General features: G+C 60.1%; 14 protein-coding genes. 4 read left to right on the forward strand and 10 right to left on the reverse strand.

Features of this window, described 5'->3' with window-relative positions; all coding sequences use genetic code 11:
* Positions 1-21: 21 nt before the first annotated feature.
* Together ACYZT7_RS26115 and ACYZT7_RS26120 are read left to right on the forward strand one after the other, a co-directional pair.
* Positions 22-417 carry a YbaY family lipoprotein gene (locus tag ACYZT7_RS26115; protein ID WP_462038774.1) on the forward strand — a complete coding sequence of 132 codons (396 nt, stop codon included), beginning with the start codon at positions 22-24 and terminating at the stop codon, positions 415-417.
* Between the two features lie 27 nt (positions 418-444).
* Positions 445-1,134 carry a DUF4197 domain-containing protein gene (locus tag ACYZT7_RS26120; protein WP_462038775.1) on the forward strand — a complete coding sequence of 230 codons (690 nt, stop codon included), beginning with the start codon at positions 445-447 and terminating at the stop codon, positions 1,132-1,134.
* Positions 1,135-1,652: 518 nt separating this feature from the next.
* Here ACYZT7_RS26120 and ACYZT7_RS26125 read toward each other — a convergent pair.
* Positions 1,653-4,724, reverse strand: coding sequence for an efflux RND transporter permease subunit (locus ACYZT7_RS26125; protein ID WP_462038776.1), 3,072 nt, complete (start codon positions 4,722-4,724; stop codon positions 1,653-1,655).
* A gap of 6 nt (positions 4,725-4,730) precedes the next feature.
* Positions 4,731-5,831 carry an efflux RND transporter periplasmic adaptor subunit gene (locus ACYZT7_RS26130; RefSeq protein ID WP_449644897.1) on the reverse strand — a complete coding sequence of 367 codons (1,101 nt, stop codon included), beginning with the start codon at positions 5,829-5,831 and terminating at the stop codon, positions 4,731-4,733.
* Positions 5,832-5,924: 93 nt separating this feature from the next.
* On the opposite strand from ACYZT7_RS26130, the gene ACYZT7_RS26135 reads away from it, so the two are divergent.
* Complete coding sequence (locus ACYZT7_RS26135) at positions 5,925-6,569, forward strand: TetR/AcrR family transcriptional regulator (protein WP_462038777.1); 645 nt, start codon at positions 5,925-5,927, stop codon at positions 6,567-6,569.
* Positions 6,570-6,700: 131 nt separating this feature from the next.
* Here ACYZT7_RS26135 and ACYZT7_RS26140 read toward each other — a convergent pair whose 3' ends face one another.
* Positions 6,701-7,483, reverse strand: a complete 783-nt coding sequence (locus ACYZT7_RS26140) for a class I SAM-dependent methyltransferase (protein WP_462038778.1) — start codon at positions 7,481-7,483, stop codon at positions 6,701-6,703.
* Positions 7,484-7,576: 93 nt separating this feature from the next.
* On the opposite strand from ACYZT7_RS26140, the gene ACYZT7_RS26145 reads away from it, so the two are divergent.
* A complete protein-coding gene (locus tag ACYZT7_RS26145; protein WP_462038779.1) occupies positions 7,577-8,197 on the forward strand; it encodes an energy transducer TonB in 621 nt (206 codons plus the stop codon).
* 17 nt (positions 8,198-8,214) lie between these two features.
* On the opposite strand, the gene ACYZT7_RS26150 is transcribed toward ACYZT7_RS26145, so the two are convergent.
* The 7 genes from ACYZT7_RS26150 to ppc form a co-directional block, all read right to left on the reverse strand.
* A complete protein-coding gene (locus ACYZT7_RS26150) occupies positions 8,215-8,910 on the reverse strand; it encodes an extensin-like domain-containing protein (protein ID WP_462038780.1) in 696 nt (231 codons plus the stop codon).
* A gap of 2 nt (positions 8,911-8,912) precedes the next feature.
* Positions 8,913-9,734: an isocitrate lyase/PEP mutase family protein gene (locus ACYZT7_RS26155; RefSeq protein WP_462038781.1), complete on the reverse strand. Its 822-nt coding sequence runs from the start codon at positions 9,732-9,734 to the stop codon at positions 8,913-8,915.
* Between the two features lie 33 nt (positions 9,735-9,767).
* On the reverse strand, positions 9,768-10,628 hold the full coding sequence (locus ACYZT7_RS26160) for a DUF72 domain-containing protein (protein WP_462038782.1): 861 nt from the start codon (positions 10,626-10,628) through the stop codon (positions 9,768-9,770).
* Positions 10,628-10,933, reverse strand: coding sequence for a hypothetical protein (locus tag ACYZT7_RS26165; protein ID WP_462038783.1), 306 nt, complete (start codon positions 10,931-10,933; stop codon positions 10,628-10,630). The genes ACYZT7_RS26160 and ACYZT7_RS26165 overlap by 1 nt, the downstream gene beginning before the upstream one ends.
* Before the next feature lie 254 nt (positions 10,934-11,187).
* Positions 11,188-11,862 (reverse strand): tRNA (adenosine(37)-N6)-threonylcarbamoyltransferase complex dimerization subunit type 1 TsaB, encoded by a 675-nt coding sequence (gene tsaB / locus ACYZT7_RS26170; protein WP_403144256.1) that lies wholly within the window; start codon positions 11,860-11,862, stop codon positions 11,188-11,190.
* Positions 11,863-11,955: 93 nt separating this feature from the next.
* Positions 11,956-12,606, reverse strand: coding sequence for an adenylate kinase (gene adk, locus ACYZT7_RS26175; RefSeq protein WP_449644890.1), 651 nt, complete (start codon positions 12,604-12,606; stop codon positions 11,956-11,958).
* Positions 12,607-12,895: 289 nt separating this feature from the next.
* Positions 12,896-15,526, reverse strand: a complete 2,631-nt coding sequence (gene ppc / locus ACYZT7_RS26180) for a phosphoenolpyruvate carboxylase (RefSeq protein ID WP_462038784.1) — start codon at positions 15,524-15,526, stop codon at positions 12,896-12,898.
* Between the last annotated feature and the right edge of the window lie 172 nt (positions 15,527-15,698).

Consider the following 15,698-nt stretch of genomic DNA (forward strand, 5'->3'; position numbering starts at 1 on the left):
CGGGCGCCAAGGACTTAACTCATGAAAAAACTCTCGCTACTGGGGCTTACTGCTTTGCTCGGAGCCTGCCATACCTTACAACCGGCCGCTAAAACCAGCCTTGATGGCGAAGTATTTTACCTCCAACGCATTGCCCTCCCGCCAAGCGTCACCTTGAGCGGCTTGCAGGACGTGTCTCTTGCCGACGCACCCGCCGTGATCCTCGACGAACAGAAAGGCTCGATCAAAGGCCAGGTGCCGCTGCCGTTTCATCTGAGTTACGATCCGGCGCAGGTCAAGCCGGGTCATCGCTATTCAGTCAGCGCACGCATCGAAGTTGACGGCAAACTGATGTTCATCACCACCGAACATCACGCCGTACAGCTTGATGGCAGCGACCCGCAGCCACTGAAAATCCGCGTCGACGCCGTCCGCTAATCCTCTTTTCTGAACAAGGAAGCAGCCATGCTCCGCCCTACCCTTCGCTTCGCCAGCCTGTGCGCAGGCTTGATGATCTCCGCGAGTGCCCTAGCGCTGTCGCTCAACGACCTGTCGCAACAAGACGCCACCGGCGGCCTCAAGGATGCCCTGACCCAAGGCGCGCAACTGGCCGTGAAACAACTCGGCACGCCGGGCGGCTTCAGTAACAACCCGGACGTGAAGATCGAATTGCCGGGCAAGCTCGGCAAGGTCGCCAGCAAGATGAAAGCCTTCGGCATGGGTGATCAGGTCGATCAGCTGGAAACCAGCATGAACAAAGCGGCGGAAACCGCCGTGACCCAGGCCCAGCCGATCCTGGTGGAGGCTGTGAAAAAAATGAGCGTGGAGGATGCCAAGGGCATTCTCAGCGGCGGTAAGGACTCAGCCACTCAGTACCTGAGCAAAACCAGCCGCGAACAGATCCGCGTGAAATTCCTGCCGATCGTCAAGCAAGCCACCGATCAGGTGGGCCTGGCCAAACAATACAACTCGTTCGCAGGGCAAGCCGCGACGTTGGGTGTCGTGGATGCGAAGAACGCCAACATCGAAAGCTACGTGACCGAGCAGGCGTTGAACGGTTTGTTCGAGATGATTGGTAAACAGGAAGAAACCATCCGCCAGAATCCTGCGGCGGCAGCGACCAGTCTGGCGAAGAAGGTGTTTGGTACGTTGTAATTATTGAGTGACTGAAACTCACAAAAAGCCCGCTGACCTTTATAGGTTCAGCGGGCTTTTTCGTTTGTGATATTGCTGCGGATCGAGGTGATCCAGGACGCGATATACCAACAACGCTAACAACGAAATCATCTGTTGAATCGTCCCAAACCACTCAACAGGCCGAGCGTTAGCTCGCCTGCAGCTCTTGACCTTGACCCTCCCGCCCCTTCGGGAGGCTGAGTGGAGGTGTTCATCTGGGGGGAGGCGCGCAGCGCCGTTCGACGCAGTCGAACACATCGAGAGGAGGTCGAAGCGAAGCCGACCGGAGGCGATGCCCCCAGATGGACACCGGAGCGAAGGAACGCCGAGCCTAAGCGAGGGGCCGGACGCTTGGGGCGAGACCTTTGCTTCCTTTGGGGCGTTTGCCAAAGGGAGTCGCCGTAAGGGCGAAACCATTAGTGGCCATTACCGCAGCAACGGATATGTACTCAATCAACAAGCGCATGGTCGGCCCGAAGGCCGCCAAGATCAAAAGATCAAACGGCCTCTTTCTTGACCCTGAACCAAGCCGCATACAGCGCCGGCAAAAACAGCAACGTCAACGCCGTCGCCACAATCAACCCACCCATGATCGCCACCGCCATCGGCCCGAAGAACACGCTGCGCGACAGCGGAATCATCGCCAGCACCGCCGCGAGCGCAGTCAACACAATCGGCCGGAAACGCCGCACCGTAGCTTCGATAATCGCTTGCCACGGCTTGAGCCCGGCGGCGATGTCCTGCTCGATCTGGTCCACCAGAATCACCGAGTTACGCATGATCATCCCGGACAGCGCGATGGTCCCGAGCATGGCGACGAAACCAAAAGGCTGACGAAACACCATCAGGAACAAGGTCACGCCGATCAAACCCAAAGGTGCCGTCAGAAACACCATCACGGTGCGTGAGAAACTGCGCAGTTGCAGCATCAGTAACGTCAGCACCACCACGATGAAAAGCGGCACACCGGCCTTCACCGAGTTTTGCCCACGGGCCGAGTCTTCTACCGTGCCGCCGACTTCCAGCAAGTAGCCATCCGGCAATTCTGCGCGAACCGGATCGAGAGTCGGCATGATCTGCTGCACCAGCGTCGCCGGTTGTTCCTTGCCGTAAATGTCGGCGCGCACCGTCACGTTAGGCAAGCGGTTGCGGTGCCAGATGATGCCTTCTTCGAAACCGTATTCCAGCGTCGCGATCTGCGACAGCGCTACGCTGCGACCGTTGTCAGTCGGTACGGCCAGACTCGGCAGCAACGACAGCTCAGTGCGCTCATGCAACGTGCCGCGCAACAGAATCTCGATCAATTCGTTGTCTTCACGGTACTGGCTGACGCTCGAACCGGTCAGTGAGCTTTGCAGGAACTTCGACAGGTTCGCAGTGCTCACGCCAAGCGCCCGGGCACGGTCCTGATCAACGTTCAGATAAACAACTTTGCTCGGTTCCTCCCAGTCCAGATGGACGTTGGCCACGTGCGGGTTCTCGCGAACCTTGGCCGCGACTTTACGAGCCAGCGCGCGGACTTCCTCGATGTGCTCACCGGTGACCCGGAACTGCACCGGATAGCCAACCGGTGGCCCGTTCTCCAGACGCGTAACCCGCGAACGCAGGGCCGGGAATTGTTCGTTGAGGGTTTCGATCAGCCAGGTGCGCAGGGTTTCGCGCTCCTCGATGGTCTTGGCCAGGACGACAAACTGCGCGAAGCTCGCCGCAGGAAGTTGTTGATCCAGCGGTAGGTAGAAGCGCGGCGATCCCGTGCCGACGTAAGCCACGTAATTGTCGATGCCGGCGTGATCCTTGAGCAGTGCTTCGAGGCGCTTCACCTCGTCGGCCGTGTTGCTCAGGGACGCACCTTCAGCCAGCTTCAGGTCGACCATCAACTCCAGACGACCGGAAGCCGGGAAGAACTGCTGTGGGACAAATCGGAACAGCGCGACAGACCCGACGAACAACACAACCGTCAGGACAATGACCGTCTTGCGCCGCTGCACGCACCACTCCACCAGGCGTCTGACGCGCTGATAGAACGGCGTGTCATAAGGGTCGGGCTGGCCATTGCCAGTGCCGTGTTTGGCTGCATGAATCTTCGCAAGATCCGGCAGGAGTTTTTCCCCCAGATACGGCACAAACACCACGGCGGCCACCCACGAGGCCAGCAGCGCGATGGTCACCACCTGGAAGATCGAACGGGTGTATTCGCCGGTACCCGATTGCGCAGTGGCAATCGGCAGGAAGCCGGCAGCGGTGATCAGCGTACCGGTGAGCATCGGGAATGCGGTGCTGGTCCAGGCGTAACTGGCCGCCTTGATCCGGTCGAAGCCCTGCTCCATTTTGATCGCCATCATTTCCACGGCGATGATCGCGTCGTCCACCAACAGACCCAGCGCCAGCACCAACGCCCCGAGGGAAATCTTGTGCAAGCCGATTCCCAGGTAATACATGCAGGCGAATGTCATCGCCAATACCAAAGGAATCGCCAGCGCGACCACCATGCCGGTGCGCACACCGAGGGAGAAGAAGCTCACCAGCAGGACGATTGCCAGCGCTTCCACCAGCACCTGAACAAACTCACCGACACTGCTTTTCACGGCGGCGGGCTGGTCGGAGACCTTGCGCAGCTGCATACCGGCAGGGAGATTTTTCTGGATCCGGTCGAACTCGATTTCCAGCGCCTTGCCCAGCACCAGAATGTCACCACCGTCCTTCATCGCCACGGCCAGACCGATGGCGTCTTCGGCCATGAAGCGCATACGCGGCGCCGGCGGATCATTAAAACCGCGACGCACATCCGCCACATCGGAGATGCGGAAGGTGCGATCTCCTACGCGAATCGGGAAGCTCTTGATCTCTTCGACTGTCTGAAAATTCCCCGAGACTCGTAGCTGCAAGCGCTCGCTGGTGGTCTCGAAAAACCCGGCGGTGGACATCGCATTCTGCTCTTCAAGGGCCTGCTGCACCGCTGACAAAGGTAGGCCGAGGGTGGCGAGTTTGACGTTGGAGAGTTCGATCCAGATCTTCTCGTCCTGTAACCCGAGCAGATCGACCTTGCCCACATCCTTGACCCGTTGCAGCTGAATCTGCACGCGGTCGGCGTAGTCCTTGAGCACCGCGTAATCAAAACCTTCGCCCGTCAGCGCGTAGATGTTGCCAAACGTTGTGCCGAACTCATCATTGAAGAATGGCCCCTGGATGCCCGGTGGCAGGGTCTGACGAATGTCGCCGATCTTCTTGCGAACCTGATACCAGAGGTCCGGGATTTCCACCGAGTGCATGGAATCACGGGCAACGAACGTCACTTGGGATTCGCCCGGACGGGAGAACGAAACGATGCGTTCGTACTCGCCGGTTTCCATCAGTTTCTTTTCAATACGCTCGGTGACCTGGCGCGACACTTCCTGCGCCGTGGCACCCGGCCAGTTGGTGCGAATCACCATGGCCTTGAAGGTGAACGGAGGGTCTTCACTTTGGCCAAGTTTGGTGTAGGACAGTGCGCCGACAACTGCCAGCAAGAGCATCAGGAACAGTACGATCTGACGATTACGCAGTGCCCATTCGGAAAGATTGAAACCCATCGGGGATTACTCCTTGTCCGCCAGATTGACCACGCGGTTGGAGCGATCCACCGGGCGCACTTGCTGCCCGTCATGAAGCACATGAACACCAGCCGCCACCACCCAATCGCTGGCGTTCAGGCCTTCGAGCACCGGCACGGTTTTCTCGCCAAAGGCACCGACCCGGACCGGGGCTTTTTTCAAGGTATTGTTGGCGCCAAGCACCCAAACGTAGGTGGCACCGTTTTCCGCGGTGACGGCCGACAGTGGTACCGACAGCGACACCACGTCGGCGGTCTGGATAAACACTCGGGCGCTCTGACCAAGCTCTGCGGGGACCTTGCCGGTGGTGAAAGCGATGCGGGCGGCAAAGGTGCGCGATTTTGGATCGGCAGCAGGCGACAGTTCACGGATGCGCCCGGCGAAACGTTGGTCGGGTTGAGTCCAGAGTTCTACCGACACCGGCTGACCCACCTTGAAACGGCCGAAACTTTGTTCCGGCAGGCTGATCGACACTTCGCGCTCGCCATCGGTGGCGAGGGTAAACACCGTTTGCCCGGCCGCCACGACTTGCCCGACTTCGACCGCACGTTTGGCCACCACGCCATCCTGAGGCGCTCGCAGTACGGCGTAACTGGCCTGATTGGTCGAGACGTTGAATTCAGCTTTGATTTGCTTGAGGCGTGCTTCACCGGATCGGTAAAGGTTTTCGGAATTGTCGTACTGCGAACGGCTGACCATCTGACGGTCCATCAAGGTCTTGTAGCGATCACGCTCGGCGCGCACCAGGCTCAGATTGGCCTCGGCAGCGGCGACCTGGGCACGGGTGGCTTCCAGTTGCAGGCGTACGTCCTGAGGATCGAGCTCCGCCAAAGGCTGGTCGGCCTTGACCCGCTGCCCCTCTTCGACCAGTCGTCGACTGACTTTACCGCCGATGCGAAACGCCAGGTCCGGCTCAAAGCGAGCGCGGACTTCACCGGGAAAACTTTCCATCGCCTGGGCCGAAGGCTCTGGCTGCACGACCATGGCCGGGCGAACGGTGACTTGGGGCGCCTCTTCGTGACCACACGCAGATAATAAAAACGCCAGACTGACTGGCAACGCGAGGGGCAAGGCATAGCGGAACATGGTGAAGGACCTTTCGCTAATGGTGCTTGGAATAATTATACTGAGCAGTATGTTATTAATAGCAAACTCACCAGTCCAGTAATAAAAGCGCATATGCCTAACAATCTTTCAGCACCCAACGGCCCAGGCCGTCCCAAGGATTTGGCCAAGCGCCGAGCGATCCTCGATGCGGCGAAAATTCTGTTTCTGAGCAAGGGTTATGCGAATACCAGCATGGACGCCGTGGCGGCCGAGGCCGGTGTCTCGAAACTTACGGTCTACAGCCATTTCGACGACAAGGAGACACTGTTCTCCGCCGCCGTGATGGCCAAGTGCGAAGAGCAGTTGCCGACGCTGTTTTTCGAGTTGCCCGACGGCATTGCCGTAGAAACGGTGCTGTTGAACATCGCCCGCGGTTTTCATCAGCTGATCAACAGCGACGAATCGGTCAACTTGCATCGGCTGATGATGACGCTGGGCAGCCAGGACCCGAAACTTTCGCTGATCTTCTTCGAAGCCGGCCCCCAGCGCATGTTGCATGGCATGGAGCGGTTGCTGATCAAGGTTGATCAGAGCGGTGCCTTGAGCATCGACAAACCGCACAATGCGGCCGAGCATTTCTTCTGCTTGCTCAAGGGTGCGGGGAATTTCAGGCTGCTTTACGGGTGTGGCGAGCCGTTGACCGGGGAGGCGGCCGAGAGCCATGTGCGGGAAGTGGTGGGGTTGTTTATGCGGGCTTATCGACCAGAGACAGCCTGACAGATTGTGGGTGCCGGGACTGACGCTATCGCGGGCAAGCCCGCTCCCACAGGTTCTGAGGTGTTCTCAGATGTTGTGCTCAACACAAAACCTGTGGGAGCGAGCTTGCTCGCGATGGGGGCGACGCGGTCTTAAGGCTTCAGCGCCTTCTTCGGATAAATGTCATACCGACTGGATTTACCATCCAGCGCATGGCTCGGCTTCGGCCCTTCAATACACGGCGCCTTGCGCGGCCGCTTGACCACCACCCGGTGGCTGGCCAACGCCAACGCAGCTTCAAGCAACGCCGGCGCATCCGGATCATCGCCGACCAGCGGCCGGAACAGGCGCATTTCCTTCTTCACCAAGGCAGTTTTCTCACGATGGGGAAACATCGGGTCGAGGTAGATCACCTGCGGCGGCTCGCCTTCCCAATTGCGCATCACCTCGATCGAATTGCCCTTGAGCAAGCGCATCCGCGCCACGATCGGCGCCACATCAAAGTCTTCCGCGCCGCGTGCCAGGCCATCTTCAAGCAAAGCGCCAATCAGCGGCTGACGCTCGATCAGGCTCATCTCGCAGCCCAGGCTCGCCAGCACGAACGCATCTTTGCCTAGCCCCGCCGTGGCATCCAGCACCCGCGGACGCACGCCTTGGGCAACCCCGACAGCCTTGGCGATCATCTGACCGCTACCGCCGCCGTACAAACGGCGATGGGCCGCACCGCCCTCGACGAAGTCCACCCGCACCGGCCCCGGCGCGTCCGGGCCCAGTTGCTGCAGCTGTAAACCCTGTTCGCCCACCTGCAACGCAAACTCGCCGTCATCCACCTGCATGGGCAAGCCCAGGCGCTCGGCCCATTGTTCGGCCTGTGGCTGATAAGTCGCGGCCAGGGCCTCGACATGGATGCGGCAGGCCGCAGGTTGCTCAATCATGGGAAAACACGCTCAAAAAATTAATGATCGGCAAAAACGGCCGATAACAAAACTATCGAGCATTTTGCCAGACCTGAGCGTCGACCGAGAGAAATGTCAGACATTCAACGCACATCGATAGGCTACATCTCGCCCCACGGCGATTTTGGCCTACGAAACTCCCAAGCACTGAGCGGCGTCAGTCACCTGTGGCAGGATTTCTTTGCCCAGGCCCTGGCCGATCAGTCGGGCGATGTCGTACCGGCTTCTCTCAACTTTCCACCGGTCGATCTCGACAGCCCGGTCGAACCCACCGTTGGCAGCGAACTGCTGGCTCACATCATTTCCCAGCGAGAATGCGATGTGAAAGAAACCGAGGTCCGCCCTCCCGAGCCACTGTTCCTGCCGATTGCCGAGTTCGAAATGGACCTGGCCGACAAACCTTTCCCTCCGTTCCCGGCACAAGAAATCGTCGCTCAACAGAAGCAACAGGACTTCGAAAGCAGCTGGGTCCGCCCGATCGTGCTCACTGCCGGTCAACCGCTGCCAGCGCCTGGCACCGCACCGCAACCGCGTCCGCTGCACCTGCCGATCGCCGAATTCGAACTCGATCTGCTGGACAAGCCATTCCCGCCGTTCTCGGCCGAAGCGCTGGTGGAACAACAGAAACAACTCGATTTCGATAACGGCTGGGCTCGCCCGATCGTCCTGCAAAACCTGCGCATCGCCGCCTGACCTTCAATAACAGGCCCTCAGCGACACACCCACCACGGCCCGACATCCACATGAAAGTGATTGCGATGGGCGGCGTTGTAATCCGGACTCAAGACCACACTGAACATGTCGCAGGCGCCATCGCGGACCTGACGTAAAAACCGTGCGTCCTGATTATCCTTCGGCCAATCCTTGAGCACGTTGATGGATCGGCCATCGGCCAGCCGAAACCCGGCGATATCCAGCGCGTTGGCGCTGGCATGCTGGCTGCGTCTGCCATTTTCACGGCTGTAGACGTTGCGACAGGCAAAGCTGCCGAGATGGTCAACACGCGTTACCGCTTGGCCGTAGACCGCCTGTGCGGCGGGTTGCAGGGCGTGGTGTTCGAACAGGGCAAACGACACCGCCAGGCGGCAACTGGCGAGGAAACTGCTGCTCAGCGCCACCTCGCCGCCTTGCACACGCAAGGTGTTGATCAACGGACACGTCGCATCGGGGCTGTCGGCCTGATGGGTTACGCGCAATCCAGAGCTGCTCAGGGCTTGATCGCACAACTGCGGATCATCGCGTAGGCGCATCAGTTTGTAGCGGGTCAGAAAATTGGGCGCGGCCTTCACGTCCAGCGGTGCCCAGGGGTTCCACCGCGGCGGCAGAGAGATCCAGCCGCGCCAGACGCTCACGGCCGCCGCGCCCATGATCAATAGCATCAACAGCAGCCACCACCGAAACCGCATCGTCAGCCTTTGAACAATTGATTGGCCTGGGCGTACGGCATGGATCGCGATGTGAATCCAAACGTGCCCGACGTCTTGATCTCTTCGGCAGCGCGGAAAAACTCGCCATAGGCTGCCAGGGCCAGCGCCGAACCGACGCTGATGCGTTTGACGCCCATTTCGCTCAACTGCTCAACCGTCAATTTCAATCCGCCAGACATCAACACATTGACCGGTTTCGGCGCCACGGCACGGACCACCGCCAACACATCCTCAGCGCTGCGCAGACCCGGCGCATAAAGTACGTCGGCACCCGCCTCGGCAAACGCCTGCAAGCGGCGAATGGTATCGGCGAGATCAGGGTTGCCGTGCAGAAAGTTCTCAGCTCGGGCCGTCAGCATGAAAGGGAAAGGCAAGCTGCGAGCCGCTGCGACCGCCGCTTCAATGCGCGCGACGGCATGCTCGAAGCAGTAAATAGGGGCTTCTTCACGGCCCGTGGCATCTTCGATCGAGCCGCCGACCGCACCGGCCTCTGCCGCACGCAAAATACTCTGTGCGCATTCGGCTGGATCGTCAGCGAAGCCGTTTTCCAGATCGACGGCGACGGGCAGATTAGTTGCCGCGACAATCGCCCGAACGTTTGCCAGGGTGTCGTCCAGCGTCAGCGCGCCATCGGGGCGGGCGTTGGAAAAGGCGTATCCGGCACTGGTGGTCGCCAGCGCTTCGAAGCCAAGGCTGGCGAGCATTTTCGCCGAGCCGGCATCCCACGGGTTGGGAATGACAAAAGCCCCCGCGCGTTCGTGCAGTGCTTTGAACGCTTGGGCTCGAAGGGTTTGCGCATCCATTGGCAGGCTCCAGAAAAAGACAAGGAATCCGCTTCAGAGCAGGCCAAGTTGCTCGGCAGCGGGCTCTCTGTATAGCTCAGGCAGCGGCGGCAGGCCAGGCAAACGCAGCATCAGTTTTGCGTGAAAACGTTGCGCCAGTTTGGCGGCCAGCAAATTGTCGCCGGTGTGCAGGAAGATATAAGGCGTACGGCCCTCTTCGATCCACACGGCGATTTTCTCGACCCACGGCAGCAGGAACGGGTCGTTGGCCTCAAGCTGCGGATGGCCGATGAAGCGTACCTGCGGACATTGAGTAAAGGCTGCCGGACGGGTCGGCACCCTGGGCTTTTTCGATTGGGCGTGAAGTACCGAGGGATCGGTCGATGTGCAGCTGAACAGCGCTCGGGGATCGAGGCAGATACGCTCGACCCCTCGATCCAGCAGCAGACGATTGAGCCTTCTCTCGGCATCGCCCTTGGCGAAGAATTCGTCATGCCGTACTTCAACTGCCAGAGGCCGCTCAAGCGCATCGATGAATCCGGCCAGTTCGGGCAATCGTTGCGGCGTGAAGCTTTTGGACAGTTGCAGCCACAGCGGTGAAACCCGTTCACCGAGGGGGCTGAGTAATTGCAGGAAGGTGTCGGCAGCGGTCAATTGTTCGCGCAGGTCACCGCTGTGGCTGATGTCACCTGGGAACTTGGCAGTGAAGCGAAAGTGTTCCGGCATGGTCTCGGCCCAACGCTGCACGGTGGTCGCAGGCGGACTCGCGTAGAAGGTCGTATTGCCTTCCACGGCGTTGAACACTTGGGAATAGAGATTCAGAAATTCGGCGGGTTTGGCATCTGCCGGATAAAGATAGTCGCGCCAGGCGTTTTCACTCCAGGACGGACAGCCGAGGTAGTAAGGCAGCAACATCAGATGTACAGGTCGAGGCCCAGCACGTCCGTATCCCAATCGACGAAACCGGCGGTGCTCAAGTAGCTGGCGAGTGCCGTGGCGACGCTTTTGCTCATGGCGCGGTGGTAGATCATGTCTTGCTGACGGGCCGGGAGATTGCTCAGGCGTTGCGCGGAAGCTTTGGCGGCACGGGCGGCCAATTGCTCTTCGGAAGGAATTTCCAGCTCGCCGTCGATATCGACGTAGTCATCATCCGCCACCGGGCCTTTGCGAGGCTTGCGCTTGATGGGGTAGGACTGGGAGGAAACGCCGTCTATACGCATGAGTACATGTCCGGTATCAGTAATGGCAGTTTAGTGGCACATAACCCACTTCGCAAACCGCCGAGTGATAACTAGAACACAGAAAATGGAAAAGGTTTAAAAGCGGGAGTGTAAATCGACGATTGGTTACATCCTTTAGATCGCCTTCGCGGGCAAGCCTCGCTCAGGGTTTGTGTCGTTCACACATTTTTGCGGCCGACCCAAAACCTGTGGGAGCGAGCTTGCTCGCGATGAAGCCAACTCGCTCTCGGAAATTAACGTGCTTTCGGTGTCGCCACTTTATCGCGCAAGTACACCGGTTGAGCCTCATCAGCCACGATCGCCTCACCGCGAGCCCAGGCAAAACGTGCCAGGGTCAGCAGGTCTTCAGCGTGAGGCAGCATGCCCGCATCCTGCCCGGTCAGGCTCACGGCGATACGCTCGGCATAACCCCAACCAGTGCCGGCGCCAAACCACTCACCACTGGCATCAACCGGCAACGCTGCCACTTCCGGCGGCAACACCGCTTCATTGCCAACCAGCCGCATCTCCCCCGCCGTTTCGCGGTAGCAACCCCAATACACTTCATCCATCCGCGCATCGATGGCGGCTGCGACCTGGCTCACGCCGTGTTCGCGATACGCCCGCTGCGCCAACACGGCCAGGTTCGATACTGGCAACACCGGACGATCCAGCGCAAACGCCAGCCCCTGCACCACGCCGATGGCGATCCGCACGCCGGTGAACGCACCCGGACCACGTCCGAAAGCGATGGCATCGACCGCTTGCAGGGTGGTCCCGGCATCCGCCAGCAACTGCTGAATCATCGGCAGCAACTTCTGCGCATGCAGGCGCGGGATCACCTCGTAATGGCTCGTGACTTTGCCGTCATGCAGCAAGGCAACGGAGCAAGCTTCAGTCGCGGTGTCCAGGGCCAGCAAGGTGCTCATCGATGTTTCCGTAAGAGAGTTCAGAAAAAGTGCGCCAGTATAAACAACTACGGCCCGCAAGCGGGCCGTAGAAGATGAAGCGATTCAGACTTTTCAGCTCAGTGCTTCAAGCACCTTACCGGTGATCACTTCAACCGAGCCGACGCCCGCAATGTGGCTGTACTTCGGCTTGCCATCAGTAGCAGCAGACAGCGTCTGGTAGAACTCGACCAGAGGCTTGGTCTGGGAATGGTAGACCGACAGGCGATGACGCACGGTTTCTTCGGTGTCGTCCTTGCGCTGCACCAGTGCTTCACCGGTGATGTCGTCTTTACCGGCGATTTTCGGCGGGTTGTAGACGGTGTGGTACACGCGGCCGCTGGCTTCGTGAACACGACGACCGGCGATACGTTGAACGATCTCTTCGTCGTCGACGGCGATTTCGACCACGTGATCCAGCTCCACGCCGGCTTTCACCAGGGCTTCAGCCTGAGGAATGGTGCGCGGGAAACCGTCGAACAGAAAACCGTTCTCGCAATCAGCCTGGCTGATGCGTTCCTTGACCAGGTTGATGATCAGGTCATCGGAAACCAGACCACCGCTGTCCATGACGCTCTTGGCGATCAGGCCCAGTTCGGTGCCGGCCTTGACCGCGGCACGCAGCATGTCGCCGGTGGAAATTTGCGGGATACCGAATTTTTCGGTGATGAACTTAGCCTGAGTACCTTTACCGGCCCCGGGAGCTCCCAGCAGAATGACGCGCATCGATGTGCTCCTCAATTTTTTATATAAATAACGTCAGATTCGCCTCGTGGGGCCAATCTCAAAATAAGGGTCGTGACCGCCCAAACGGTCAAAGGCTGATCAAGATACACAGCAGGCCCGGAGCACACAAGCCGCCGAAAGTCGGAGAAACCCGCGCCTGACGTGACCTTTCGTCGGGGTAACCCTAGTCGCAACCTCATCACTAACTGTCGCCTGGCAGCACTTTTCAACCCCTCGCCCACAGGCAACTCGACGCTCGCGCCGAGTGCCTTGCCCCACGACGAAAACCTTAGCCGGTATTACGCAAACCGGCGGCAATCCCCGCCACAGACACCAGCAGCGCCTGTTCTACCGGGCTGCCCTGTGCCACTTCCTGTTGTCGCGAACGCGCCAACAACTCGGCCTGCAATAGATGAAGAGGGTCGAGGTAAGTGTTGCGCAAGCGGATGAATTCAAGCGTGGCTGGGCTATGTGCCAGTAGCTGCGACTGACCGGTCAGCCCCAGGACCACCGAGCAGGCCTGCGACAATAGGTCGCGTAAATGCGCACCCAAAGGGAGCAGATCCGGCTCGACCAAGCGCTCATCGTAGGATCGGGCGATATCGGTATCTGCCTTGGCCAGCACCATTTCCAGCATATCGATGCGCGTGCGGAAGAACGGCCACTGCTCGCGCATCTGCCCCAGCAGCTCGCCTTCGCCACGCTCCAGCGCTTTGCTCAACGCAGCTTCCCAGCCGAGCCAGGCCGGTAGCATCAGACGCGTCTGGGTCCAGCCGAAGATCCACGGGATCGCCCGCAGGCTTTCAATCCCGCCAGCGCGGCGCTTGGCAGGGCGACTGCCGAGCGGCAAGCGTCCCAGTTCCTGCTCCGGAGTGGACTGGCGGAAATACTCAACGAACTGCGGGTTTTCCCGCACCACGGCGCGATAAGCGCTGACACCGTCAGCGGCCAATTCGTCCATCAAATGGCGCCAGGCAGGCTCCGGTGGCGGCGGCGGCAGCAAGGTCGCCTCCAATACCGCTGCCAGGTACAGATTGAGATTTTGCTCGGCGATGTCCGGCAGACCGAATTTGAAACGAATCATTTCCCCCTGCTCGGTGGTACGGAAACGCCCCGCCACCGAACCCGGCGGCTGCGACAGAATCGCTGCGTGCGCCGGACCGCCGCCGCGCCCCACGGTGCCACCGCGACCGTGGAACAACAACAGCTCTACTTGCTGCTCGCGGCAAATATCGACCAAGCGCTCCTGCGCCCGATACTGCGCCCAGGCCGCCGCCGTCGTGCCGGCGTCCTTGGCCGAGTCGGAGTAGCCGATCATCACTTCCTGCGGTCCTTGCAGGCGCGCGCGATAACCCGGTAACAGCAACAGCTTTTCGATCACCGGGCCGGCGTTGTCAAGGTCGGCAAGGGTTTCGAACAGCGGCACCACGCGCATCGGCCGCAACACGCCAGACTCTTTGAGCAGCAGTTGCACAGCCAGCACGTCGGAAGCGGCGCCGGCCATGGAGATCACATACGAACCGAGGGATGCGCCCGGCGCGGCAGCGATTTCCCGGCAGGTCGCCAGCACTTCGGCGGTGTCGGCCGATGGCTTGAAGTACGCCGGCAGCAACGGCCGACGGTTGTTCAGTTCGCGCATCAGGAAGGTGATGCGCTCTTCCTCGTTCCAGTCTTCGTATCGCCCCAGGCCCAGGTAATCGGTGATCTCCGTCATGGCCGCGGTATGCCGCGACGAGTCCTGTCGCACATCGAGCCGCACCAGGAATAGCCCGAACGTCACCGCCCGGCGCAGGCAATCGAGCAGCGGTCCATCAGCGATCACGCCCATGCCGCACTCATGCAGCGAGTGGAAGCACAGCTCCAGCGGATCAAGCAGCTCGCGGTTGTTTTGCAACACATCGGCGGGTGCCGGCGTGGTCTTCGTCAAGGCGGCGTGAGCCCAGTTACGCGTCGCGCGCAGGCGTTCACGCAGCTGTTTAAGCACCGCGCGGTAAGGTTCGGCGCTGTCGCCAGCCTTGGCCTTCAAGTCGTCGCTGGCCTGCTGCATCGACAACTCGGCCGCCAGGTGATCGACATCGCGCAGGTACAAGTCCGCGGCCATCCACCGCGCCAGCAGCAAGACTTCACGGGTTACAGCAGCGGTCACGTTGGGGTTGCCATCCCGGTCACCGCCCATCCACGAGGCAAAGCGAATCGGCGCTGCCTCCAGTGGCAAGTGCAGGCCAGTAGCGTCATGCAGGGCCTTATCGGCCTTGCGCAAATAGTTGGGGATCGCCTGCCACAGCGAATGCTCGATCACCGCGAAGCCCCATTTGGCTTCATCGACGGGCGTCGGGCGGGTGCGGCGGATTTCTTCTGTGTGCCAGGCTTCGGCGATCAGGCGCTGCAACTTCGCGTGGATCTGCTCGCGCTCGGCAGTGGTCAGGTCGCGATGGTCCTGGGCGGCCAGCTGCGCGGCAATGGCGTCGTACTTCTGGATCAGCGTGCGGCGCGCCACTTCGGTTGGATGAGCGGTGAGGACCAGTTCAATCTCCAGCCGCCCCAGTTGCCTGGCCAGGGATTCGGCACCATGGCCTTCGGCAAGCAGGCGAGCCAGCAATTCCGGCAGTACTCGCGCTTCGAACGGCGCCGGTTGCGACTCTTCGCGACGGTGAATCAGCTGATATTGCTCGGCGATATTGGCCAGGTTGAGAAACTGGTTGAACGCCCGCGCCACCGGCAGCAACTCTTCTTCGCTCAATTGGTTGAGGCTGGCGCTCAGCTCAGCGTCCATCGAACCACGACGGTCGGCCTTGGCGCCCTTGCGGATCTGCTCGATCTTGTCGAGAAAACCGTCCCCGTACTGTTCACGAATGGTGTTGCCCAGCAGCTCACCCAACAGGTGAACGTCCTCGCGCAAGCGTGCATCAATATCGGTCATCAGCAGTTCTCCAGCGAAAATCCGGGTGACTTGTGTCCATGCTCTTGAGTTAGAGAGTGCCGCTGTAAAGCGGTTCTTACAAGCGGACGACTACGGGAATGCTGTTCGACCGAGAAAGTTTTGGGATTGGGGATTGGTGGGGTACATATCCGTTTCTGCGGTAGCGGCTGCT

It is taken from the genome of Pseudomonas sp. RT4P38 (assembly GCF_054897765.1).